Genomic DNA, 23,422 nt, shown 5'->3' on the forward strand with positions numbered 1-23,422 from the left:
GACTCAACCCTCCAGAAACGTGAAATCATCGGTCAACACCAGACGCAGTCGCTCGCGAATCGTCGCGATCTGCTCTGGGCCGTATGGTTTGGCCTCCTGCCTGCCCCAGACCGGGGCTGGCCAAGCGGCATCCTCGCGCTTGCGCACAATCACATGCATGTGCAACTGACTGACGACGTTACCCAGGGCCGCGACGTTCAACTTGTCCGCATCGAACGAATCCTTGAGGATTTCCGCCAGCTCAGTCGTTTCCCGCCACAGCTGCTGTTGATCTGCGACATCCAGCTGAAATATTTCACTGATATCCTCGCGGCGTGGCACGAGGATGAACCAGGGGTAATTCGAATCATTGGACAGCAGCAACCGGCAGAGCGGGAAATCGCCGATTGGCAACGTGTCTTGTTGAAGTCGTGGATCTAAAGCGAACACAGCGCACACTCCCCTCTGGTCATCTTTTTTCAGCTTAGCGCCCCCCACCGAAAGACGGCGCGCCAAGCGACAGGACGGCAGCATACCTGCGAACGCCACACGCTTCACGACGAACTGCCGCCGGCACTGCCCTGCGGGCGCCCCGACATGAGTCATTTTGATCCGGGACGCACCATGACAGCCCCGGCCCTCACAGAAAAAATGCCGAAATGCCTCATAAACAACGCGCGGTTCAAACCCACGGCAAAGCGACAATGTGTGAATTCAGTACAGGAAATAAAATTTTTTGCACCAAAACCGTACATCGCGTCTACGCTCAGTGCGTCAGCATCCGCCGACTACTCACTGGCGGGGTGAACCGGTAACGTTTTTGGTTGTCGCGTCACAGGTTCCATGCGCTAACCACGATGCAAAGCATGGCGTCAAGCCTAAGAAAAACGAGCTTGAACCCCCCGGTTTTATGAGGTTTTTACAGCAACAAGCCGGCTTTCTGAAAAAAACAGCAACAGAATTCTGGTTTGTGCACACTTGTTGCATTAACACCCATATCGTCTATAAGCGCTCCGCTGGAAGTGGAAGCCTAAAGACCAATAAAAACAGTGGCAGGGTTGCCCGATGGAGATTCAAGTGCAGGATCAGGGACGCTTTTTTACCGATGCTCAAGCCCTGGAAAACAGCGCTGAAGTTGTCAGTCTGATTGTATCGGGATTGTGAATTTGCGACATTGATCAAGCCATTTGCGACAGGGTCGTAAAGAAGCTGAAAGGTTAGATGCGCAAGTATCGCCAATAGGGTCGGCGTGATATAAGTTTGCGCCGACACAAAAAGAAAGAGCCGCCCAGATAATAAAACAGGTGGGACGGCAGAACTCTTCTAAAAACCAAAGGAGCAAATCACGATGCGCGTGATGAAGTGGAGCATGATCGCACTGGCAGTTGCTGCAGCAGCCAGTACTCAATTGGCTACGGCCGCACCTTTCGTAAGTGACCAGTCCGAAGCCAAAGGCTTCGTTGAAGATGCCAAGGCAAACGTGCTGCTGCGCAACTATTACTTCAACCGTGACCGGAAAGACGGCGCAAACGATCAGAAAGACTGGACACAAGGTTTCTGGGGTAATTTCAACTCCGGTTACACCCAAGGTACCGTAGGCGTCGGCATTGATGCGTTCGGTTATCTGGCAGTCAAACTGGACGGCGGCGACGGCACAGGCGGCACGGGCAACATGAGCCGTAGCGACACCCCAAATGCCAACGGTCATCGCGAAGTCAATGACAGCCAGGGTAAAGCCGGTGCGGCCGTTAAATTCCGTATCTCCAAAACCGAGCTGAAAGTCGGCGACATGCAGCCAAGCACTGCTCCAGTGTTCGCTGTTGGCGGTTCCCGCGTCCTTCCTCAAACTGCCAGCGGTTTCCAACTGCAGAGCAGCGAAGTCAAAGACCTTGACCTCGAAGCCGGTCACTTCTACTCGTCGACCAGCCAGGACAAAAACGCTCGTGATGGCGAGCTGTGGGCAACCTACGCTGGCGTACAAGCCAACTCCATCGATTACTTCGGTGGCAAATACGGCATCACCGACAACCTGAGTGCATCGCTGTATGGCGCCAAGCTGGAAGACATCTGGAACCAGTACTACGCCAACCTGAACTACACCATCCCAATGGGTGGTACCGAGTCGCTGAACCTGGACGGTAACATCTACCGCACTACCGATACCGGCAGCGCCAAGGCTGGCGACATCAGCAACACTGCCTACTCCCTGGCAGCCGCTTTCTCGTTCCTGAAAGCACACACCATCACCGTCGCGTTCCAGAAGGTCAACGGTGACACTCCGTTCGACTACATCGGTGTAGGTGGTCACAATCCTTCCACCAACCGCGGCGGCGACTCGATCTTCCTCGCCAACTCCATCCAGTACTCTGACTTCAACGCCCCTGGCGAGAGGTCTGCCCAGATCCGTTACGATCTGAAAATGGCCGAGTACGGCGTTCCAGGTCTGAGCTTCATGACCCGTTACGTGAAAGGCTGGGATATCGATGGCACCGGCCTAGCTGCCAACAGCGTGTACCGCAACTCTGACGGTAGCCCACTGTACGGTGAAGATGGCAAGCATCACGAAACCAACCTGGAAGCCAAGTATGTTGTTCAAACTGGCCCAGCTAAAGACCTGTCCTTCCGCATCCGTCAAGCATGGCACCGCGCCAACGCCGACGAGGGCGAAGGCGATATCAACGAGTTCCGTCTGATCGTCGACTACCCACTGTCGATCTTGTAATTGCGGTTCGTTAGTTCGCGGTAATAAAAAAAGGCCCATCTTCGGATGGGCCTTTTTTATTGGCTACAGCACTAGGTCTTGCGAAATGTCTGACCAAAAGGTCAGACATTAGTTGAAAGACCGATCATTAAACCGTTGCAGACTCCTGCACCACGCGAATAACCCGCTGCGGAAACGGAATATCGATGCCGGCAGTCTTCAAGCGATCACGCGATTGCTCGTTAAACATGAACATCACATTCCAATAGTCAGCGGTTTTCACCCATACGCGCAGGGAAACAGTGATCGAACTGTCGCCCAGTGTGGAAATCACCGCTTCCGGTGCCGGCTCAGCCAACACTCGCGGATCCTTGGCCAGTTCCAACAACACTTCACGGGCCTTCTGCAAATCCGCCTCGTAATCCACACCCACATCAAATACTACTTTGCGGGTCGGCTGACGGTTGGTATTGGTGATGATGCCGTTCGACAGATTACCGTTAGGCACGATGATGGTTTTGTTATCGCCAGTGCGCAGTACGGTGTGGAAGATCTGGATGCTGTCGACAGTACCGGCAACACCTTGGGCTTCGATCCAGTCACCGATACGGAACGGGCGGAACAACAGAATCAGCACACCGCCGGCGAAATTCGCCAGGCTGCCCTGCAGGGCCAGACCGATGGCCAGGCCGGCCGCACCGATAGCCGCGACGAAGGAGGTGGTTTCCACACCGATCATCGACGCCACGCTGACGATCAACAGCACCTTGAGGATGATGTTCGCCAGGCTGCTGATGAAGCCTTGCAGCGCCAGGTCGGCGTTGCGCAATGCCAGCAGGCCGCCCAGTTTTTGCGCGACTTTGTTGATCAGCCACCAACCGATGGCCAGGGTAATCACCGCCAGTAGCACGCGGCTGCCGTATTCCATGATCATCGGAACCCAGGCTTGGGATGCCTTGACCAGGTTGTCCACTTCAGCATTCAAATCCATCTTCTTTCTCCTGATTTCCGGCTACCCGGCACGCGAAAAATGAGCGGCAGAAAGACCGAACCCGTAAGGCTCGATCGTTTCTGCCGTGGCTTGGGCCTCGGACGTCGAAAACGCCGAGAGGTTCCCGCTTGAAAGGTCAGTCGCGGAAGTTATTGAACTGCAGCGGCATGTCGAAAGTTTTGGCGCGCAGAGCGGCGATGGCTTCCTGTAGATCGTCACGTTTTTTACCGGTGATACGCACCTGCTCGCCCTGGATGGCGGCCTGGACCTTGAGTTTGGCGTCTTTGACGTGAGCGACGATTTTCTTCGCCAGCTCTTTGTCGATGCCTTCCTTGAGGACCGCTTCCTGCTTCATCAGCTTGCCCGACGCGTAGGCATCCTTGACTTCAAGGCATTGCACGTCGATCTTGCGCTTGACCAGGGCCAGCTTGAGGATCTCGATCATCGCTTCGAGCTGGAAATCGGCTTCAGCGGTCAGGTTGACGGTCAGGTCCTTTTCCTTGAACTCGAAGCTGCCCTTGCCTTTCAGGTCATAACGACGATCGAGCTCCTTGACGGCGTTCTCGACCGCGTTGGTGACTTCGTGTTTGTCCAGTTCGGATACCACGTCGAACGACGGCATGTAATCTCTCCAATAAAAAGGCGCGCTCGATAACGATGGAGCGCGCTTGGCTTGCGGTTAAAATCGGGCTCATTATAACGGGTCTTTTCCAACCGATACTGCGAGCCTCACATGCCAGCGACAAACCGAGTAAAAAGCTGATGTCCACCCCTTGGCATGTTCTGGGCGCCGGCAGCCTCGGCACGTTGTGGGCCAGCCGCCTGGCTCGGGCTTCAGTGCCGGTCAGGCTAATCGTACGAGACGCGGCGCGCCTGCAGGCCTATCAGGCGGCAGGCGGGCTGACGCTGGTCGAGCACGGCGAAGCGCAGCTGTACCCGGTGCCCGGCGAAACAGTCGACAGCGACGGGCCGATCAGCCGTCTGCTGGTGGCCTGTAAAGCCTATGACGCCGTAACCGCCGTGGCCCGGCTCGCCCACCGCCTGACACCCGACGCCGAACTGATCCTGTTACAGAACGGCCTTGGCAGCCAGGACGCCGTCGCCGCGCAAGTCCCGCATGCTCGCTGCATCTTCGCCTCCAGTACCGAAGGCGCGTTTCGCGATGGCGACTGGCGTGTGGTGTTTGCCGGTCATGGTTACACCTGGCTGGGAGATGCCGGCCATCCGGTGGCACCGTTCTGGCTGGAGGACTTGAGCGACGCCGGCATTCCCCATGAGTGGAGCACCGACATTCTCACAAGGCTGTGGCGCAAGCTGGCGCTCAATTGTGCGATCAACCCGTTGACCGTCCTGCACGAATGCCGCAACGGCGGTTTGCAGCAGCATAAGTGCGAAGTGGCCACCCTGTGCGCCGAACTCACCGAACTGCTGGAGCGCTGCGGCCAGCCGGCGGCAGCCGAAAACCTCCGGGAGGAAGTCGAACGGGTGATCAAGGCTACCGCGACCAATTTCTCCTCGATGTACCAGGATGTCGCCAATCAGCGCCGCACCGAAATCAGCTACCTGTTGGGCCACGCCTGCAAAGTTGCGTCGCGGCATCAGTTGAACCTGCCCCACCTCAATCAATTGCAGCAGCGCTTGATCGCTCATCTGCACAGCCTTGGATTGCCCAGCGACTGAGCAGCGGCTACGCTGGCCACTTGTTCCTTTTCAGCGATGAACCTGATGCCATTGCGCCAGCGCCTTGAAAACCTTCCGGTCGGCCAGAAACTGCTGGCCGCCCTGTTGGTGCTGTTGACCACCGTTTTACTGGTCGCCAACCTGACCTTTATCAGCGCCGCGTATTACATTTCCCAGGAAAGCATGGCCCCCCAGGCCCTGCAGACGATCGGCCGATTGGTGTCCAACCCGAGCCTGGTGTCCGACGCCCTGAAGTCACCGCAAAACGCCGAACGCCTGCTCAACGAACTCAACAGCTATTCACCGCTGCGTGCGGCAGCCCTTTACGACGGCAAGGGTACGCGCCTGGCGGAGCTGCAACACGGCGACGCGCTGAGCCTTCCAGAGCACTATCAGCACCTCGAAGCCTGGCAAGCCACGGAGTTTCGCAGCAATCAAGTGATTACCCTGCCCCGCCCCGGCACCGCTCCGGGGCATCTGCTACTGGTGGCCAGCAGCGAATTGCCGATGGCGTTCTACACCGGGACCCTGACCGCCAGCCTGGGGATTCTGATCTTCAGCGTGCTGTTGTGGCTGGTGATCGCCCGGCAGATCAAACGCCTGATTACCCGCCCCATCCATCAACTCGAAGAGCTGTCCCGGCAAGTCACCCGGGAAGAGAACTACGCCCTGCGCGCCTCTCGCGGCAACCACGACGAAATTGGCAGCCTCGCCGAAGCGTTCAACACCATGCTCTCGCGCATCGAGGCCCGGGAGCAGCAGCTCAAACGTGCCCGCGACGATTCCCAGGCGGCTTACGACCAGGCCCAGGGGCTGGCCGAAGAAACCCGTCACACCAACCGCAAGCTGGAACTGGAAGTTCAGGTGCGGAGCAAGATCGAGAAGAAACTCACCGGTTTCCAGAACTACCTCAACAGCATCATCGACTCCATGCCGTCGGCACTGATCGCCCTCGACGAGCAGCTTTACGTGACCCAGTGGAATCAGGAGGCCAGCGCTCTGTCCGGCACGCGCCTGGACGAAGCCTTGAACCAGCCGATCTTCCTCGCCTTCAAACCCCTCAAGCCATTCCTTCCGCAGCTCAAGCAAACCGTCGAGCAGCATACGGTGGCCAAGATCGAACGCGTTACCTGGCCCAAGGATGACGAACCCCGGCATTACGCCCTGACGTTCTACCCGTTGATGGGCGGCGCCGGGCGTGGCGTGGTAATCCGGATCGACGACATCACCCAGCGTCTGTCCCTGGAAGAAATGATGGTGCAGTCGGAAAAAATGCTCTCGGTCGGCGGCCTCGCCGCCGGTATGGCCCATGAGATCAACAACCCGCTGGGCGCGATCCTGCACAACGTGCAGAACATTCGTCGACGTCTGTCCCCCGACCTGCCGAAGAACCTCGAACAGGCCGAGCAAATGGGCATCGAACTGGAAACGGTCAATAAGTACCTGAAAGCACGTGAAGTACCGCAGTTGCTCGACGGCATTCAGCAGGCTGGCGCCCGGGCGGCGAAGATCGTGACCCACATGCTCAGCTTCAGCCGCCGCAGCACTCGGCAAATGGCGCCGTGCGACCTGCCGGCGCTGATCGATCAAGCGGTGGAAATCGCCGGCAACGACTTCGACCTGGCCATTGGCTTCGACTTCAAGGGCCAGGCGATCATTCGCCAGTTCGATCCGGCGCTGGGCCCGGTACCCGGCACCGCCAACGAACTGGAACAGGTGCTGCTCAACCTGCTGAAAAACGCCGCGCAAGCCATTCACCAGCGGACAGACGACCGCGAACCGGGGCGGATCATTCTGCGTACAAAACTGAATCCGCCGTGGGCGGAAATTCAGGTCGAGGACAACGGCATCGGCATGAGCGAAAGCGTGCGCAAACGCACGTTCGAGCCGTTCTTCACCACCAAGGAAATCGGTCAGGGCACCGGGCTTGGGCTCTCGGTTTCGTATTTCATCATCACCAACAACCACAAGGGCCAGATGGAAGTGCAATCGACGCCGGGCCAAGGCACTTGCTTCACCTTGCGCCTGCCATTGTCGGGCACTGCGGTGGCCTCTCAAGAACTCAATCAGGTGTCGAGGTAACCATGGGCTTTCGCTTGTCGAAGATTTACACCCGCACTGGCGACAAAGGCGAAACAGGGCTTGGCGACGGCCGTCGGGTGCCCAAGGACCATCCGCGAATCGAGGCCATTGGCGAAGTCGATACGCTGAACAGCCAAGTGGGCGTGCTGTTGGCCGGGTTGGCGGCGCAAAGTGGCGAGTTTCCCGGGCTTGGAGAAGTGATCGAGGTGTTGGCGCCCTGCCAGCATCGGTTGTTCGACCTCGGTGGCGAACTGGCGATGCCGGCGTATCAGGCACTGAACACGGCAGAAATCGAACGGCTGGAAGCAGCCATTGATGTGTGGAATGAGGAGTTGGGGCCGCTGGAAAATTTCATTCTGCCCGGCGGTTCGGCGCTGATAGCCCAGGCCCACGTGTGCCGCAGCCTTGCGCGCAGTGCCGAACGCCGCTGTCAGCATTTGAATGCGATTGAACCGTTGGCCGGGGTTGGCCTGGCGTATATCAATCGGTTGTCGGATTTGTTGTTTGTGGCGGCACGGTTGATTGCCAAGCGCCAGGGGGTTGCCGAGATTCTTTGGCAAGCGGCGGCGAAACCAGAGGTTTAGTCGGCGCTTTCAAAGACGCCATCGCGGGCAAGCCCGCGATGAGGCCAGCAACAACACTGCAAATCAAACCTCAGGCCAGAATGCCCGAATCCCCGCCACACCTTGCGCCCCGACCTCCCAAGCTTTCTGCCGCTCTGCCGGGCCAACACCACCCAGCAAAAACACCGGCTTGCTGAAGCCTTCGATCAGGGTCGACGCCTGTTCCCAACCCAACGGCTGAGCATCCGGGTGCGTCTGGGTCGGTTGCACTGGCGACAGAGTCACAAAGTCCACGCCCATCTGCTCGGCCAGTGCCAGTTCTTCAGCGTTGTGGCAGGACGCCGCCAACCAGCGGGATGCCGGCAGTGGTCGCCCGGCCGCCGCGTATTTGCGCAACTGCGCCGCAGTGATGTGCCAACCGGCAGACGGGAAGTCTCCCAACCATTCAAACGGCCCCTTGATCATCAACTGCGCCTTGCCGGCACACAGCCCCGCCGCGTCCACCGCCAGATCGCGGTATTGCGGGTCGTAGCCGTTGGGCGCGCGCAACTGAATCAACTTGATGCCGCCCGCGATGGCTTTCTGGATACCGCGCAGCAAGGCCGGGGTTTCCAGGCCGTCCGGGGTGATCAGGTAGTCGCCGGGCAAGCGTGCAGCGGCGACAATCGGCTGGTTGGCGGCCGGAAATTCGTAATCCAGCAGTTCCCGCGCCGTCACCCAGGCCAAAGGCTGACCTTCGGCGCCATGGGGTTCGCCGGTAAACGCCGACACTTCCCAGACATCCAGCAACACCTGCTTGTCCGGGTAATCATGGCGAACCTTGATCATCGGGCGCGCGGTATTGACCACGATGCCCAACTCTTCGTGAAGCTCGCGGGCCAGAGCGGTTTCGACGGATTCGTCATCCTCGACCTTGCCACCGGGGAACTCCCACAAGCCGCCCTGATGCTGAGTGTCGGCACGCCGGGCGATGAGGATCTTGCCATTGCTATCGCGGATCACCGCAGCGGCCACGTGTACTCGTTTCACTGACCCACCTCCTCCAGACCTGCCTTCTGCCAAGCCTTGAAGGCTGGCCATTGGTAAAGGGTTTCGACATAAGCTGCGTCGACCTCGGGCAGTTTCACTTGATAGGTGCGCAGACGGACGGCAATGGGTGCGAAAAACGCATCGACCAGGGTCGCGCCACCGAACAGGAACGGGCCGGGTTCAGTCGAGGCAGCACGACATTCAGCCCACAACGCCAGCATGCGCTCGATCTCGGCCTGAACCTCAGGTGGAGTCGGCGACAGCGGGGCATTGTGGCTCAGATCGAACGGCATATTGCCGCGCATGGCGAAGAAACCGCTGTGCATCTGCGCACAGGCCGAACGCGCCTGGGCACGGGCGGCGGTGTCTTTGGGCCAGAGGCCGGCGTCGGGGAATTGCTCGGCCAGGTACTCGGCAATCGCCAGCGAATCGGCGATGGTGCCGTGTTCGGTGTTCAGCAGCGGGACTTTCCCGGTCGGCGAATGCTTGAGCACGCGCGCGCGAGTGTCCGACTGGTTCAGCTTGATCAGTTCTTCGGTGTAGGACGCCCCGGTCAAATCGAGGGCCAGCGCGGCGCGCAGGGACCAGGAAGAAAGCAATTTGTCGCCGATGATCAGGTGGAGGCTCATGTTCGGGACCTTTTGAATGAGGAAACAGGCCAGTCTATGCAGCGACTGGCACACCGTCATCGCGAGCAGGCTCGTTCCCACATTTGATCCTGCCGAACACAAATGTTGTATTCATTGGAGATCCACTGTGGGAGCGAGCCTGCTCGCGATTGCAGCGACTCGGTCTAACGAGTGATCAAGTACGGTACTCGGCGTTGATCTTCACGTATTCGTGGGACAGGTCGGTGGTCCAGATGGTTTCGCTGCAATCACCGCGACCCAGCTCGATGCGGATGGTGATCTCTTCCTGCTGCATCACCGCCGCGCCCTGGGCTTCGGTGTAGGTGGCAGCGCGCGCGCCACGGCTGGCGATGCACACCTCGCCAAGGAATACGTCGATCTTGCTCACGTCCAGGTTCGGCACACCGGCACGGCCCACGGCGGCCAGGATGCGGCCCCAGTTCGGATCGGAGGCGAACAGCGCCGTCTTGATCAGCGGCGAGTGGGCCACGGTGTAACCGACGTCCAGGCATTCCTGGTGATTGCCGCCGCCGTTGACTTCAACGGTGACGAACTTGGTCGCGCCTTCGCCGTCACGCACGATGGCCTGGGCCACGTCCATGCACACTTCGAACACGGCCTGCTTCAACTTGGCGAACAATTCACCACTGGCGGAGGTGATTTCCGGCAGCGCCGCCTGACCGGTGGCGATCAGCATGCAGCAGTCGTTGGTCGAGGTGTCGCCGTCGATGGTGATGCGGTTGAACGACTTGTTGGCGCCGTCCAGCAACAGGCTTTGCAGCACCTCGCGGGAGACTTTGGCGTCGGTAGCGATATAGCCGAGCATGGTCGCCATGTTCGGACGGATCATCCCCGCGCCTTTGCTGATGCCGGTGACAGTGATGGTCACACCGTCATGCTGGAACTGACGGCTGGCGCCCTTGGGCAGCGTGTCGGTGGTCATGATGCCGGTGGCGGCCGCTTCCCAGTTATTCTCCGACAGGTCATCGAGGGCCGCTTGCAGCGCACCTTCGATTTTCTCGACCGGCAACGGCTCACCGATTACACCGGTGGAGTACGGCAGCACCAGGCTTGCATCAACACCGGTCAGCTCCGCCAGTTTGGCGCAGGTGCGCTCGGCGGCCGCCAGGCCTGGTTCGCCGGTGCCGGCATTGGCATTGCCGGTGTTGGTCAGCAAGTAACGTACCGGGCCTTGCACGCGTTGCTTGGCCAGAATCACGGGAGCGGCGCAAAAGGCGTTCAGGGTGAACACGCCCGCCACTGTGGAACCTTCGGCACAGCGCATGACCACGACATCCTTGCGCCCCGGGCGCTTGATGCCGGCCGAGGCGATACCGAGTTCAAAACCGGCAACCGGGTGCAACGTTGGCAAAGGACCAAGACCAACAGCCATGAATGCGCTCCTTAAAAAATGTTGTCTGCACCGTCATTGCGATAGACGGTGGTTTAAATGGCAAAACGCCGCGACGGCATAAGCCGGTCGCGGCGCGGGTATTTCAGCGTTTGAAACGGGTTTTACTGGATCTGCCCGTGGCAATGCTTGAACTTCTTGCCCGAACCGCAGTAGCACAGTTCGTTGCGGCCCAGCTTCTGCTCGTTGCGTACCGGTGCGGTGGCGAGCGCTACATCGATCTCTTCACCCAACACTTCCGGTTGCTCCAGGCCAGGCGCTTCGTCGTGCTGGAACTGCATGCGCGCAGCCAGCGCCTCGGCTTCCTGACGCAGGCGCGCCTCTTCTTCGATCGGGTCTTCGCGGCGCACCTGAACGTGCGACAGCACACGGATCGAGTCGCGCTTGATCGAATCCAGCAGCTCGGAGAACAAGGTGAAGGATTCGCGCTTGTACTCTTGCTTCGGGTTCTTCTGCGCATAACCACGCAAGTGGATGCCGTGACGCAGGTGATCCATGGTCGACAGGTGGTCTTTCCACAGGTCGTCGAGCACGCGCAGCACGATTTGCTTCTCGAAGGTGCGCAGTGCTTCGGCACCGGCTTGATCTTCTTTCTCGTTGTACGCGGCGATCAGTTCGTTCAGCAGCTTCTCGCGCAGGGTTTCTTCGTACAGGTGGTCGTCTGCGTCGAGCCATTGCTGGATCGGCAGCGCCACACCGAAGTCGCTCTGCAACGCCGCTTCCAGACCGGCCACGTCCCACTGCTCAGGCAGCGACTGCGGCGGAATGTGTGCGCTGACGGTGGCGTTGAGCACGTCCTGACGGAAATCGGCGATGGTTTCGCCAATGTTGTCGGCGGCCAACAAACTATTACGCATGTGATAGATCACTTTACGTTGTTCGTTGTTGACGTCGTCGAACTCGAGCAGCTGTTTACGGATGTCGAAGTTGCGACCTTCAACCTTGCGCTGAGCCTTCTCGATGGCGTTGGTCACCATGCGGTGTTCGATCGCTTCACCGGACTGCATACCCAGCGCCTTCATGAAGTTCTTCACCCGGTCAGAGGCGAAGATGCGCATCAGGCTGTCTTCCAGCGACAGGTAGAAACGGCTGGAACCGGCGTCGCCCTGACGACCGGCACGACCACGCAACTGGTTGTCGATACGGCGCGATTCGTGACGCTCGGAGGCGATCACCTGCAAACCACCCGACTCCAGCACTTGCTGGTGACGTTTCTGCCAGTCGGCCTTGATCTGGGCAATCTGCTCAGGGGTCGGATCTTCCAGCGAAGCCACTTCCACTTCCCAGTTACCGCCCAACAGAATGTCGGTACCACGACCGGCCATGTTGGTGGCGATGGTCAGTGCGCCCGGGCGACCGGCCTGAGCGATGATTTCGGCTTCTTTTTCGTGGAACTTGGCGTTCAGAACCTTGTGTTCGATGCCTTCCTTCACGAGCAGGCTGGACATGTGCTCGGACGTCTCGATGGTGGCGGTACCCACCAGCACCGGACGGCCCTGAGCCATGCACTCCTTGATGTCGTTGATGATCGCCGCGTATTTCTCTTCGGCGGTCAGGAACACCAAGTCGTTGTAGTCTTTACGCGCCAACGGCTTGTTCGGCGGGATGACCATGACCTGCAGGCCATAGATCTGGTGGAATTCGAACGCTTCGGTGTCTGCGGTACCGGTCATGCCGGACAGCTTGCTGTACAGACGGAAGTAGTTCTGGAACGTGGTCGACGCCAGGGTCTGGCTCTCGGCCTGGATGTTCAGGTTTTCCTTGGCTTCGATGGCCTGGTGCAGGCCTTCGGACAAACGGCGACCCGGCATGGTACGGCCGGTGTGTTCGTCGACCAGCACGACCTGACCGTCCTGCACGATGTATTCAACGTTGCGATTGAACAGTTTGTGCGCGCGCAGGCCGGCATAAACGTGGGTCAGCAGACCAAGGTTGTGCGCCGAATACAGGCTCTCGCCTTCAGCCAGCAGGCCGACGCGGGTGAGCATGTCTTCGATGAACTGGTGACCGGCTTCGTTGAGTTCGACCTGACGGGTCTTCTCGTCCACGGTGTAGTGGCCGGCCTTGGTGACTTCGCCTTCGACTTCTTCGACGTGCAATTCAAGCTGCGGGATCAGTTTGTTGATCTCGATATACAGCTTGGAACTGTCCTCGGCCTGACCGGAGATGATCAGCGGAGTACGGGCTTCGTCGATGAGAATGGAGTCGACTTCGTCGATCACGGCAAAATTGAGTTCGCGCTGGAATTTTTCTTCCATGCTGAACGCCATGTTGTCGCGCAGGTAGTCGAAACCGAATTCGTTGTTGGTGCCGTAGGTAATGTCGGCGGCGTAAGCGGCACGCTTCTCTTCCGGTGGCTGGAACGGCGTGACCACGCCGACCGTCATACCGAGGAATTCGTAGAGCGGGCGCATCCAGTTGGCGTCACGACGGGCCAGGTAGTCGTTCACCGTCACAACGTGCACGCCCTTGCCGGACAGCGCGTTGAGGTAAACGCCCAGTGTTGCCACCAGGGTCTTGCCTTCACCGGTACGCATTTCCGCGATCATGCCTTCATGCAAGGTCATGCCGCCGATCAGCTGGACATCGAAGTGGCGCATACCCATGACGCGCTTACCGGCTTCGCGGGCGACCGCAAAGGCTTCTGGCAGCAGCTTGTCGAGGGTTTCCCCTTTGGCGAGGCGAGCCTTGAACTCGTTGGTCTTGGCACGCAATTGATCGTCCGAAAGGGCCACCATTTGCTCTTCGAAGGCATTGACGAGCTGCACCGTCTTGAGCATGCGTTTGACTTCACGCTCGTTCTTGCTTCCAAAAAGTTTCTTTAACAAAGGCGCAAACATATCGGCAGGATCTTCCACACTAAAGGGATGGAGGGCGGCCCCGTGAGTCGCCCGTGCAGCCCTCATGGCCGCATGCGAACGAGCATTCTACCCGGAAACGATGGTGAGGAAAGTGGCGTTATTCCACGATGCATGCACTGCGCTGTGACGGGGCTCACTTAAAATAAGGGCTTTTTACTGAACTTCAACCCATCGAGGGTACAAGTTACTCGTTGATTTAATGGGTAAAGCGCTCGTAAAGCAATGGGTCGGGACCAGCGGGTGCTTTCTGTTACCATGGCCGTTCTGTTACTTCAGGTGTTCGATCATGGCATTTCGCCCTCTCACGGCCAGAGCACCCGCCGTTCTGCTTCGCGAAGCCAAACCGCTGAAAGCCATCTTTGGCCACGCTCAACGCCTGGGTCATTTACAACGTCTGGTGGAAAGCCAGCTGCAACCGGCCGCCCGCGAGCATTGCCATGTGGCGTCGTGGCGCGAAGGCAGTTTATTACTGATTGTCACCGACGGTCACTGGGCCACCCGCCTGCGCTACCAGCAAAAGCGTCTGCAACGCCAGTTACAGCTGTTCGACGAGTTCGCCAGCCTGACGCGGATTCTGTTCAAGGTGCAGCCGCCCACAGTTCAGCAAGGAGCGGTTGGGCATACCATGGACTTGTCGACGGATGCGGCGGCGACCATTCAGGCGACGGCTGACGGGATTACCGACCCGAACCTGCGGGCGGCCCTCGAACGCCTGGCGGCGCACGCCAAACCCAAGGCATGACATAGCCCCATGTGGGAGCGAGCCTGCTCGCGATAGCGGTGTATCAGTCAACATATGCGTTGAATGTCAGGCCGCAATCGCGAGCAGGCTCGCTCCCACATATTGACTGTGTACACTCGCTAGCGGCGTTTGTTGCCACCAAGCAATGACCCCATCAAACCACGTACCAATTGTCGGCCCAGTTGATTGGCCGCCTGTCGCATCGCCGATTTCAGTGCCTGCCCTGCCGCCGTACCGAGGAATTCCCCGGCCTGTTCGGTGAAACTCGGCTCTTTGGGTGCAGGTTTTCCCGGCGCGGTTTCAGGCTCTGGCGCCAGCCCCTTGCGTCCCATCAGCACTTCATAGGCCGATTCGCGATCGATCGGCTTGTCATAGCGCCCCTTGAACGGCGAACCGGCGATCAGCACCGTACGTTCCGTCTCGGTCAACGGCCCGATCCGCGATTGCGGCGGCGCGACCAATACCCGCTGGACCATGCCGGGCGTGCCCTTGTCCTGCAAGGTGCCGACCAACGCCTCGCCGATCCCCAGCTCAGTCAACACCGACAAGGCGTCAAATGCCGGGTTCGGCCGGAAGCCCTCGGCCACTGCACGCAGGGATTTCTGTTCTTTGGCGGTGAACGCGCGCAAGCCGTGCTGAACACGCAGGCCCAACTGAGCCAGCACATCATCCGGCAAGTCGCCCGGTGATTGGGTGACGAAATACACACCCACGCCTTTCGAACGGATCAGACGGACAACCTGTTCCAGACGATCCTGCAACGCCTTGGGCGTACCGGCAAACAGCAAGTGCGCCTCGTCGAAAAACAGCGCCAGCAGCGGTTTCTCCGCATCACCGCGCTCCGGCAGTTGCTCGAACAGTTCGGCCAGCAACCACAAAAGGAACGTCGCATAGACCTTCGGCGCTTCGTGCACCAGACGGCTGGCGTCGAGCAAGTGAATGCGCCCGCGACCATCCACGGCCGGTTGCAACATGTCTTCCAGTTGCAGCGCCGGCTCGCCGAACAACGCCTCGGCGCCTTGCTGTTCCAGCGTTGCCAAACGGCGCAACAGGGCCTGGCTGGAGCCGGTGGTCATCAGTGCGGCGTCATCGCCCAGCAACTCGGGGTTATCGCGCAGATGATTGAGCAGCGCCTTCAAATCCTTCAAATCCAGCAGTAACAGCCCTTCGCGGTCAGCCACCTTGAACGCGGCATACAGTGCCGACTGCTGACTGTCGGTCAGCTCCAGCAGGCTGCCAAGCAGCAACGGCCCCATTTCGCTCAAGGTGGTGCGCAGTGGATGACCCGATTGACCGTGAATGTCCCACAGGGTTACCGGATAGGCCTGAGGCTTATGGTTCAGCCAGGGCATGCCGGCGATCCGCTCCGCGACCTTGCCTTGAGGGTTGCCGGCGGCGCCCAGGCCGCACAAGTCGCCTTTGATGTCCGCCGCGAATACTGCCACGCCTGCATCGCTGAACGCTTCGGCCAGACGCTGCAACGTAACGGTTTTACCGGTCCCGGTAGCGCCCGCTACCAAACCGTGACGGTTCGCCAGGCGCATGGCCTGGGCGATTGGCTGGCCCGCGAGGTCAGCGCCGATAACGAGTTGCGATGAGTCAGGCATTTTGTCACCCATGGTTAATCTTTGATCCTTCATGGCCGATAACAACCGAGAGACCAGACTGAAAATAGCGTCGGTAATTCCCTAAGGAGAGACGGAAATATCAGCTTACTTTCATCACTGCCCATTTTGCGCGCCTTTGTAAAAGCACGCCCTGGACATTAAGACTTTAGCGGACCCCCAAGCCATGAATAAAAATCTGCGCTTCAGCCATAAAATACTGCTTGCCGCCGCCCTGATCGTTATTTCTGCCTTCGCCTCCTTCACGCTGTACAACGACTATTTGCAGCGCAATGCGATTCGTGAAGATCTGGATAACTATCTCACCGAGATGGGAGACGTCACCGCCAACAACATCCAGAGTTGGCTGGCCGGTCGTATCCTGCTGGTAGAGAACCTCGCTCAAAACATTGCCATCAACCCCGAACAATCCAACGTCGTCAGTCTGCTTGAACAAAATGCTTTGGCATCGACCTTCATGGCCAGGTACCTGGGTGATGCCAGCGGCAACTTCATCAACCGCCCGGACTCCAAGATGCCGGACGGCTACGATCCCAGAGTTCGCCCTTGGTACAAAGGCGCGGAAAACAGCAACGGCTCGACGCTGACCGAACCTTACGTAGATGCGGCGACCGGTCAAACCATCATCTCCATTGCCACCGCTTCGAAAAAATCGGGGAAAAGCGTGGGGGTGGTAGGCGGTGACTTGAGCCTGAAAACCCTGATCGACACCCTGATCGCGCGCGATTTCGGCGGCATGGGCTATGCCTTTCTGGTCAGCGCCGACGGCAAGATCCTGGTTCACCCGGACAAAGCCCTGGTGATGAAGTCCCTGAGCGAGGCGTACCCGAAAAATACCCCACGCATTAGCAGCAGCTTCACTGAAGTGGACGTCGACGGCAAAACCCGCATCGTCTCTTTCACCCCGATCAAAGGCTTGCCGTCGGTCAATTGGTACATCGGCCTGTCGGTGGACAAGGACAAAGCCTTCTCCATGCTCAGCGAATTCCGCGCCTCGGCGGTCGTCGCGACGGTCATTGCCGTGGCCATCATCATCGCCCTGCTGGGCATGCTGATCCGCATCCTGATCCAGCCGCTGCACGTCATGACCCGCGCCATGGAAGACATCGCCGACGGCGAGGGCGACCTGACCAAACGCCTGACCATCCAGAATCAGGACGAATTCGGCATCCTAGGCACAGCGTTCAACCGTTTCGTGGAACGGATTCATACCTCGATCCGCGAAGTGTCCTCGGCCACCGGCCAGGTCAACGAAGTGGCCTTGCGGGTGGTGGCGGCCTCGAACTCGTCGATGTTCAACTCCGACCAGCAAGCCTCGCGCACCAGCAGCGTCGCCGCGGCAATCAACCAGCTCGGCGCCGCCGCCCAGGAAATCGCCCGCAACGCCGCTCAGGCATCGAACCAGGCCAGCGATGCCCGCAGCCTGGCCGAAGACGGCCAGCAAGTGGTGGATCGCAGCATTGCCGCGATGAATCAGCTGTCGAGCATGCTCAGCGCTTCGAGCACCAACATCGAATCGCTGAACAGCAAAACCGTGAACATCGGGCAGATTCTCGAAGTGATCACCAGCATCTCCCAGCAAACCAACCTGCTGGCGCTCAACGCCGCCATCGAAGCGGCACGGGCCGGTGAAGCCGGACGCGGTTTTGCCGTGGTGGCCGACGAAGTGCGCAACTTGGCGCACCGCACACAGGAATCGGCGCAACAGGTGCAGACCATGATCGAGGAGCTGCAAGTCGGCGCCCGCGAATCCGTCAGCACCATGAGCGATAGCCAGCGGCACAGCCAGGACAGCGTGGAAATCGCTAACCTGGCCGGCGAGCGCTTGAACAGCGTGACATTGCGCATCGGCGAAATCGACGGCATGAACCAGTCGGTGGCCACGGCGACCGAGGAACAAACGGCGGTGGTCGAGTCGATCAACGTGGACATCACTGAGATCAACACGCTGAACCAGGAAGGCGTGGAAAACCTGCAATCGACCTTGCGGGCGTGCTCGGACCTTGAGCAACAGGCCTCGCGCTTGAAGCAATTGGTGGGCAGTTTCCGTATCTAGCGTCTGAACTGGCCTCTTCGCGGGCAAGCCTCGCTCCTACACAGGTATATGTGAACCTGTAGAAGCGAGGCTTGCCCGCGAAGGCGTCCATCCAGCCCCCATAAAATCCCGCTGCATCCCCCCACCGCAAAACCCAACCGAACATCTATCCTTCATATAGGTCAACCAAAGGGAGCACATCGAACCCGGAGGGATGTTCATCGTGCATATCGCTGACATAACCATGTTCTACGCCCCTGCCAGCGGTGGCGTGCGCACTTATCTGGATGCCAAACACCGTCGTTTGGGCATCAAACCCGGCATTTGCCATAGCTTGCTGATCCCAGGGGCGCATTTGAGTGAACGGGATGGCATTTACACGGTTCCGGCCCCCGCCCTGCCTTTCGGCAAGGGGTATCGCTTCCCCCTCCGTCTCGGGCCGTGGCGCAATGTTCTGCGAGATTTACAGCCCGATCTGATTGAAGTCGGCGACCCTTACCTGACCGCCTGGGCCGCATTGGACGCCAAGCGGCAACTTGATGTGCCGGTGATCGGCTTTTATCACTCCGACCTGCCGATGCTGGTCAGTAACCGCATGGGCAACTGGGTTACACCCAATGTCGAAGCTTATGTCAGCAAACTCTATGGCAACTTCGACCGGGTTCTGGCGCCGAGTCAGGTCATGGCCGACAAACTGATCGGGCTGGGGGTGAAGAACGTTTTCGTACAACCCCTGGGTGTCGACCTGCAAACCTTCAACCCCGCTGTACGGGATCCAGGCCTGCGGGCCGAATTGGGCATCGATGAAAACACTCACCTGCTGATCTTCGCCGGCCGTGGCTCCAAAGAAAAAAACCTGCCGGTGCTGCTCAATTGCATGAAACGCCTGGGGCGTCGTTACCACCTGTTGCTGGTCGGTTCCTCGATGCCGACCCTGGTGCCGCGCAATGTCACCGTCCTCAATGAGTTCTGCCCGGCGGCGCAAGTCGCGCGCCTGATGGCCAGTGCCGACGCGCTGGTGCATGCCGGCGATCAGGAAACCTTTGGCCTGGTCGTCCTTGAAGCCATGGCCAGCGGCATTCCGGTGGTCGCCGTGGCGGCCGGGGCTTTTCAGGAGATTGTCACCGATCAATGCGGCCTGCTTTGTATACCGAACAATCCAGTGGCGATGGCCAACACCGTACGTGAGCTGTTCAGCCAGGGCAGCGCCGCATTGGGCAAGCAGGCCCGCCGACATGTAGAACAACATTACGCCTGGGACACAGTGGTCCACAGCCTGCTGGGGCACTATCACGCCGTACTCGGCACGCAATGGCCGCTGATCGCCAATGGCTGAGCCCATGAACGCGCCCAGTGTGTTGTTGGTGCTACACGACGTTGCGCCGCAAACCTGGCCCGACTACCAGGCTTTCGTCGAAGCCGTCGACGCGCTGGCTGAAGTGCCGATGACCTGGCTGGTGGTGCCGAACTTCCATAAACATAACGACCTCGACGCCTATCCGGCATTTCGACGTTTGCTGAGCCATCGTGTCGCTCGCGGCGACGAACTGGCACTGCACGGTTACTACCATTGCGATGACGGGCCGAATCCCACCACTCCCCGAGACTGGTTCATGCGCCGGATCTATACCCATGAAGGCGAATTCTACGACCTGCCTCTTGAAGCCGCCCTCACCCGTCTGCGTGCCGGAATCGAGGTATTCCATCGTTACAATTGGCCGCTCGAAGGCTTCGTCGCCCCCGCCTGGCTGATGAGCGAAGGCACCCGCCAGGCCTTGCGTCAGTTACCGCTGCGCTACACCAGCGATTCGCAGCACCTGTATCGTTTGCCGGATTTCACCGCAATCGATGCCCCCGGCCTGGTCTGGAGCGCGCGCAGTGCCTGGCGCCGTGGCCTGTCGAAAATCGTCAGCGATCAGCGCGAACAGCGCTGGCGCCAGGCGCCGGTGATTCGCCTCGGCCTGCACCCGGTGGACATGCGTCATGAGTTCTCGCGTCATTATTGGCTGCAACTCCTCAAGCGTTTGCTCGACGAGGGCCGTGTGCCGATGACCAAGGCCAACTGGCTGTCGCTGCAACACGACCTCGTTGGTCGCGCCGCATGAGCCGCGGGATTCTGCTGGTCATCGCCCTGCTCGCTGCGGTGCTCATCCCCTCGTTGTTGGGCGGCGGCGAGACATGGTCACGGCTGCAACGCTTCCCGCTGGAATGGCTGCTGATCATGTTCGGCATGATCCTGTTGTGCTGGATGATCAACACCCTGCGCTTGCGCCTGTTGCTGGGCGATCAGAGTGACAAGGTGAGCCGCCTCAAAAGCCTCGGGGTGGTGATGTCCGCCGAGTTCGCCTACTGCGCCACCCCCGGCGGCAGTGGCGGACCGCTGACCATCATGGCCCTGCTGGCTCGACACGGTGTGCGGCCAGCCAGGGGCAGCGCCGTGTTCGCCATGGACCAGTTGAGCGACCTGCTGTTTTTCCTCTGCGCACTGTGCGGGATTCTGATTTATGCATTGTTCCAGCACCTCAGTCAGCGCATGGAGTGGCTGCTGACTGTCAGCGCCATCTCGATGTTCGTTGGGCTGTTCAGTTGCGCGGTGGTGGCTCGCTACCACCGCTCACTGATTCGCCTGAGCGGTCGGTTGCTCGCCCACCTCAATGTCAAAGAGGCGACTCGGCTTCGCTGGGCGCGAAAGCTCCTGCACTTCCTGGCGGCGTTCACTGACACACTGAAGTTACCCTTTCAGACGTTGATCACCGTGTTTGCCCTGACCTGCCTGCATTGGGTCTTGCGGTATAGCGTGCTGTATCTGGCGTTGCGCGGGCTGGGCGTGGATTTGCAGTGGGCCTGGTGCTTTCTGATCCAGATGCTGTCATTGAGTGCGGGGCAATTCAGTCTGTTGCCGGGCGGTGCCGGGGCGGCGGAACTGACGTCGGCGGCGCTGCTGGCGCCCATGGTGGGGAAATCCACCGCAGCGGCGGCGATTCTGATCTGGCGGACAGTGACCTATTACTTCTATCTGGTGGTCGGTGGCCCGGTGTTTCTGCTGATGCTCGGGCGGCCATTGCTGAAAAAGCTGATGAAATTCAAGCAAGCTTAAAGATCATCTGTGGCGAGGGGGCTTGTCGGAACGCCGCACCGCCCCGTTCGGCGGCGCAGCCGTCGCAAGATCAGCACGCAAGGTCTACCTGAAAGAGTGCCGGGGCCGCTTCGCAGCCCAACGGGGGCAAGCGCCCTCACCACAGGGTCTTTTCAGGCCCCGCTGGCTGTATCGTCAGAATCGTCCTGCAACTGCTCCCACAACTCGGCGGCACCGGGAAACTCCGTGCCGTCTTCGGGGCTCAGGTCATCCGGGTCGTAGCGGCTCAAACATCCCTCACCCAATGTGGCGGGCGCCTTGGAAGTGGCTTTGTCCAGCGGATCGGCCATGGTCATGTCCTCAGTGCAGAAACGGCGAAGGGCCTGAAGCGATTGAACGCCCAGGCCCTTCGAATTTCAACCGAATGGCTGTCAGAACACGACGGTTTTGTTGCCGTGCACCAACACCCGGTCTTCCAGGTGATAACGCAGGCCACGGGCCAGCACCATTTTCTCGACGTCACGACCGAAGCGCACCATGTCTTCAATACTGTCGCTGTGACTGACGCGCACCACGTCCTGCTCGATGATCGGACCGGCGTCCAGCTCTTCGGTGACATAGTGGCAAGTGGCGCCGATCAACTTCACGCCACGCATCGAAGCTTGATGATACGGCTTGGCACCGACGAACGACGGCAGGAAGCTGTGGTGAATGTTGATGACTTTGTGGGCATATTCGCGGCACAACTCGGGCGGCAGAATCTGCATGTAACGGGCCAGCACCACCACTTCGGCCTCATGCTGTTTGACCAGACGCGAGACTTCGGCGAAGGCCGGTTCCTTGTTCTGCGGGTTGACTGGTACATGGTAGTAAGGAATACCGTGCCACTCGACCATGCTGCGCAAATCGTCATGGTTGGAAATCACGCAGGCAATTTCACAATCCAGTTCGTCGCTGTGCCAGCGGTGCAACAAGTCAGCCAGGCAATGGGACTCACGGCTGGCCATCAACACCACACGCTTCTTCTGCTCGGTGTCAGTGATGCGCCAGTCCATCGAGAACTCTTGGGCAATCGGTGCAAACGCTTCGCGAAAGGCTTCGATACCGAAAGGCAGCGAATCGGCACGAATTTCGTGACGCATGAAGAACCAGCCACTGAGATTGTCCGAGTGATGGCTCGCTTCAGTGATCCAGCCGTTATGTGACGCCAGAAAGTTACTGACTTTAGCAACGATGCCGACGCGGTCCGGGCAAGCAATCACCAGCCGAAAAGTGCGCATGAGGGGGAAACTCCAGAACTTCGCAAAGGCCGCCATTCTAGCGATTGCGCAGCAAAACTGCAGTATTGATGACGCGCGGCCGCAGATTGCGGTCCGCGACACAGATTCCGGCGGCGCCATACGCCAGTGCATGGTGCTCTTGTAGCCAATCTTCAAGGGGGCAACTGTGAATAATTGTGACGCTATTTAACTGTCATCCCAATGTGTGTCCTATTCACCGCAACTCATTTAAATAAAACTTCGGTTAAATGTTTACTTGATGAAACACCCTGACTATTATTGTCGCACTGTCACCCTGTCATCTAGCGCCAACATAAGGTAGTCCCCATGTCCTTGATCAACGAATATCGCGCCACCGAAGAAGCTATCAAAGAGCTGCAAGCCCGTTTGAAGAACCTGTCCCAAGACGACAAACTGCAAACCGAGCTGGAATTCGAAGGCAAATTGCGCACCCTGATGGGCGAATACTCCAAATCCCTGCGTGACATCATTGCCCTGTTGGATCCAGAGTCCAAAACCAAGGCTCCACGTGGCGGCGCAGTAAAAACTACCGGCACCAAGCGTGCTCGCAAAGTTAAACAATACAAAAACCCGCACAACGGCGAAGTCATCGAAACCAAAGGTGGCAACCACAAGACTCTGAAAGAGTGGAAAGCCAAGTGGGGCGGTGATGTGGTTGAAGGCTGGGCTACCCTGCTGGGCTAAGCCGCAAGCGTGTCGCAGCCTGATCGCGACCCA

20 protein-coding genes are annotated in these 23,422 nt (G+C 59.1%); 10 read left to right on the top strand and 10 right to left on the bottom strand.

Features of this window, described 5'->3' with window-relative positions; translation table 11 throughout:
* Positions 1-3: 3 nt before the first annotated feature.
* Entirely contained in the window at positions 4-429 is a 426-nt protein-coding gene (locus J3D54_RS01950; protein ID WP_253426463.1) for an HIT domain-containing protein, read from the bottom strand.
* An 898-nt stretch (positions 430-1,327) separates the two neighbouring features.
* Here J3D54_RS01950 and J3D54_RS01955 point away from each other — a divergent pair.
* Positions 1,328-2,701 carry an OprD family porin gene (locus J3D54_RS01955; protein ID WP_253416471.1) on the top strand — a complete coding sequence of 458 codons (1,374 nt, stop codon included), beginning with the start codon at positions 1,328-1,330 and terminating at the stop codon, positions 2,699-2,701.
* Between the two features lie 127 nt (positions 2,702-2,828).
* Here J3D54_RS01955 and J3D54_RS01960 read toward each other — a convergent pair whose 3' ends face one another.
* Positions 2,829-3,671, bottom strand: coding sequence for a mechanosensitive ion channel family protein (locus J3D54_RS01960; protein ID WP_253416472.1), 843 nt, complete (start codon positions 3,669-3,671; stop codon positions 2,829-2,831).
* Between the two features lie 136 nt (positions 3,672-3,807).
* Positions 3,808-4,293 (bottom strand): YajQ family cyclic di-GMP-binding protein, encoded by a 486-nt coding sequence (locus J3D54_RS01965; RefSeq protein ID WP_018926510.1) that lies wholly within the window; start codon positions 4,291-4,293, stop codon positions 3,808-3,810.
* Positions 4,294-4,433: 140 nt separating this feature from the next.
* Here J3D54_RS01965 and J3D54_RS01970 point away from each other — a divergent pair, with 140 nt between their 5' ends.
* The 3 genes from J3D54_RS01970 to J3D54_RS01980 are packed head-to-tail and all read left to right on the top strand — an operon-like array spanning position 4,434 to position 8,017.
* Entirely contained in the window at positions 4,434-5,351 is a 918-nt protein-coding gene (locus J3D54_RS01970) for a putative 2-dehydropantoate 2-reductase (RefSeq protein WP_253416473.1), read from the top strand.
* Between the two features lie 45 nt (positions 5,352-5,396).
* Complete coding sequence (locus J3D54_RS01975) at positions 5,397-7,433, top strand: ATP-binding protein (RefSeq protein WP_253416474.1); 2,037 nt, start codon at positions 5,397-5,399, stop codon at positions 7,431-7,433.
* Positions 7,434-7,435: 2 nt separating this feature from the next.
* Positions 7,436-8,017 (top strand): cob(I)yrinic acid a,c-diamide adenosyltransferase, encoded by a 582-nt coding sequence (locus tag J3D54_RS01980; RefSeq protein WP_253416475.1) that lies wholly within the window; start codon positions 7,436-7,438, stop codon positions 8,015-8,017.
* 63 nt (positions 8,018-8,080) lie between these two features.
* Here the strand turns inward: J3D54_RS01980 and J3D54_RS01985 are convergent, their stop codons facing one another.
* The 4 genes from J3D54_RS01985 to secA all read right to left on the bottom strand — a co-directional run bounded on the left by J3D54_RS01985 (position 8,081) and on the right by secA (position 13,905).
* Positions 8,081-9,025 carry a Nudix family hydrolase gene (locus tag J3D54_RS01985; protein WP_253416476.1) on the bottom strand — a complete coding sequence of 315 codons (945 nt, stop codon included), beginning with the start codon at positions 9,023-9,025 and terminating at the stop codon, positions 8,081-8,083.
* Complete coding sequence (locus J3D54_RS01990; protein WP_253416477.1) at positions 9,022-9,654, bottom strand: glutathione S-transferase family protein; 633 nt, start codon at positions 9,652-9,654, stop codon at positions 9,022-9,024. The genes J3D54_RS01985 and J3D54_RS01990 overlap by 4 nt, the downstream gene beginning before the upstream one ends.
* 175 nt (positions 9,655-9,829) lie before the next feature.
* A complete protein-coding gene (gene argJ, locus J3D54_RS01995) occupies positions 9,830-11,047 on the bottom strand; it encodes a bifunctional glutamate N-acetyltransferase/amino-acid acetyltransferase ArgJ (RefSeq protein ID WP_253416478.1) in 1,218 nt (405 codons plus the stop codon).
* A gap of 122 nt (positions 11,048-11,169) precedes the next feature.
* On the bottom strand, positions 11,170-13,905 hold the full coding sequence (gene secA / locus J3D54_RS02000) for a preprotein translocase subunit SecA (protein WP_253416479.1): 2,736 nt from the start codon (positions 13,903-13,905) through the stop codon (positions 11,170-11,172).
* A 307-nt stretch (positions 13,906-14,212) separates the two neighbouring features.
* Between secA and J3D54_RS02005 the strand changes: the two genes are divergently transcribed.
* Entirely contained in the window at positions 14,213-14,668 is a 456-nt protein-coding gene (locus tag J3D54_RS02005; protein WP_253416480.1) for a DUF721 domain-containing protein, read from the top strand.
* A gap of 119 nt (positions 14,669-14,787) precedes the next feature.
* Here J3D54_RS02005 and J3D54_RS02010 read toward each other — a convergent pair whose 3' ends face one another.
* A complete protein-coding gene (locus J3D54_RS02010) occupies positions 14,788-16,275 on the bottom strand; it encodes a helicase HerA-like domain-containing protein (RefSeq protein ID WP_253416481.1) in 1,488 nt (495 codons plus the stop codon).
* 184 nt (positions 16,276-16,459) lie between these two features.
* On the opposite strand from J3D54_RS02010, the gene J3D54_RS02015 reads away from it, so the two are divergent.
* The 4 genes from J3D54_RS02015 to J3D54_RS02030 all read left to right on the top strand — a co-directional run bounded on the left by J3D54_RS02015 (position 16,460) and on the right by J3D54_RS02030 (position 21,425).
* Positions 16,460-18,349: a methyl-accepting chemotaxis protein gene (locus J3D54_RS02015; RefSeq protein ID WP_253416482.1), complete on the top strand. Its 1,890-nt coding sequence runs from the start codon at positions 16,460-16,462 to the stop codon at positions 18,347-18,349.
* Positions 18,350-18,542: 193 nt separating this feature from the next.
* Positions 18,543-19,664, top strand: a complete 1,122-nt coding sequence (locus tag J3D54_RS02020; protein WP_253416483.1) for a glycosyltransferase family 1 protein — start codon at positions 18,543-18,545, stop codon at positions 19,662-19,664.
* On the top strand, positions 19,657-20,433 hold the full coding sequence (locus J3D54_RS02025; protein WP_253416484.1) for a DUF2334 domain-containing protein: 777 nt from the start codon (positions 19,657-19,659) through the stop codon (positions 20,431-20,433). The genes J3D54_RS02020 and J3D54_RS02025 overlap by 8 nt, the downstream gene beginning before the upstream one ends.
* The gene (locus J3D54_RS02030; protein WP_253416485.1) at positions 20,430-21,425 is read left to right on the top strand and encodes a lysylphosphatidylglycerol synthase transmembrane domain-containing protein; all 996 of its coding nucleotides are present in this window, start codon (positions 20,430-20,432) and stop codon (positions 21,423-21,425) included. Before J3D54_RS02025 ends, J3D54_RS02030 begins: the two co-directional genes overlap by 4 nt.
* A gap of 152 nt (positions 21,426-21,577) precedes the next feature.
* On the opposite strand, the gene J3D54_RS02035 is transcribed toward J3D54_RS02030, so the two are convergent.
* Both J3D54_RS02035 and purU read right to left on the bottom strand, forming a co-directional pair.
* Positions 21,578-21,760, bottom strand: a complete 183-nt coding sequence (locus J3D54_RS02035; RefSeq protein WP_253426852.1) for a hypothetical protein — start codon at positions 21,758-21,760, stop codon at positions 21,578-21,580.
* Between the two features lie 75 nt (positions 21,761-21,835).
* Positions 21,836-22,684: a formyltetrahydrofolate deformylase gene (purU, locus tag J3D54_RS02040; protein WP_253416486.1), complete on the bottom strand. Its 849-nt coding sequence runs from the start codon at positions 22,682-22,684 to the stop codon at positions 21,836-21,838.
* Positions 22,685-23,011: 327 nt separating this feature from the next.
* Here purU and mvaT point away from each other — a divergent pair, with 327 nt between their 5' ends.
* Positions 23,012-23,389 (top strand): histone-like nucleoid-structuring protein MvaT, encoded by a 378-nt coding sequence (gene mvaT, locus J3D54_RS02045; RefSeq protein ID WP_007933316.1) that lies wholly within the window; start codon positions 23,012-23,014, stop codon positions 23,387-23,389.
* Positions 23,390-23,422: the final 33 nt, after the last annotated feature.

The organism is Pseudomonas sp. GGS8, from assembly GCF_024168645.1.
In the GTDB taxonomy this organism is placed as follows: domain Bacteria; phylum Pseudomonadota; class Gammaproteobacteria; order Pseudomonadales; family Pseudomonadaceae; genus Aquipseudomonas.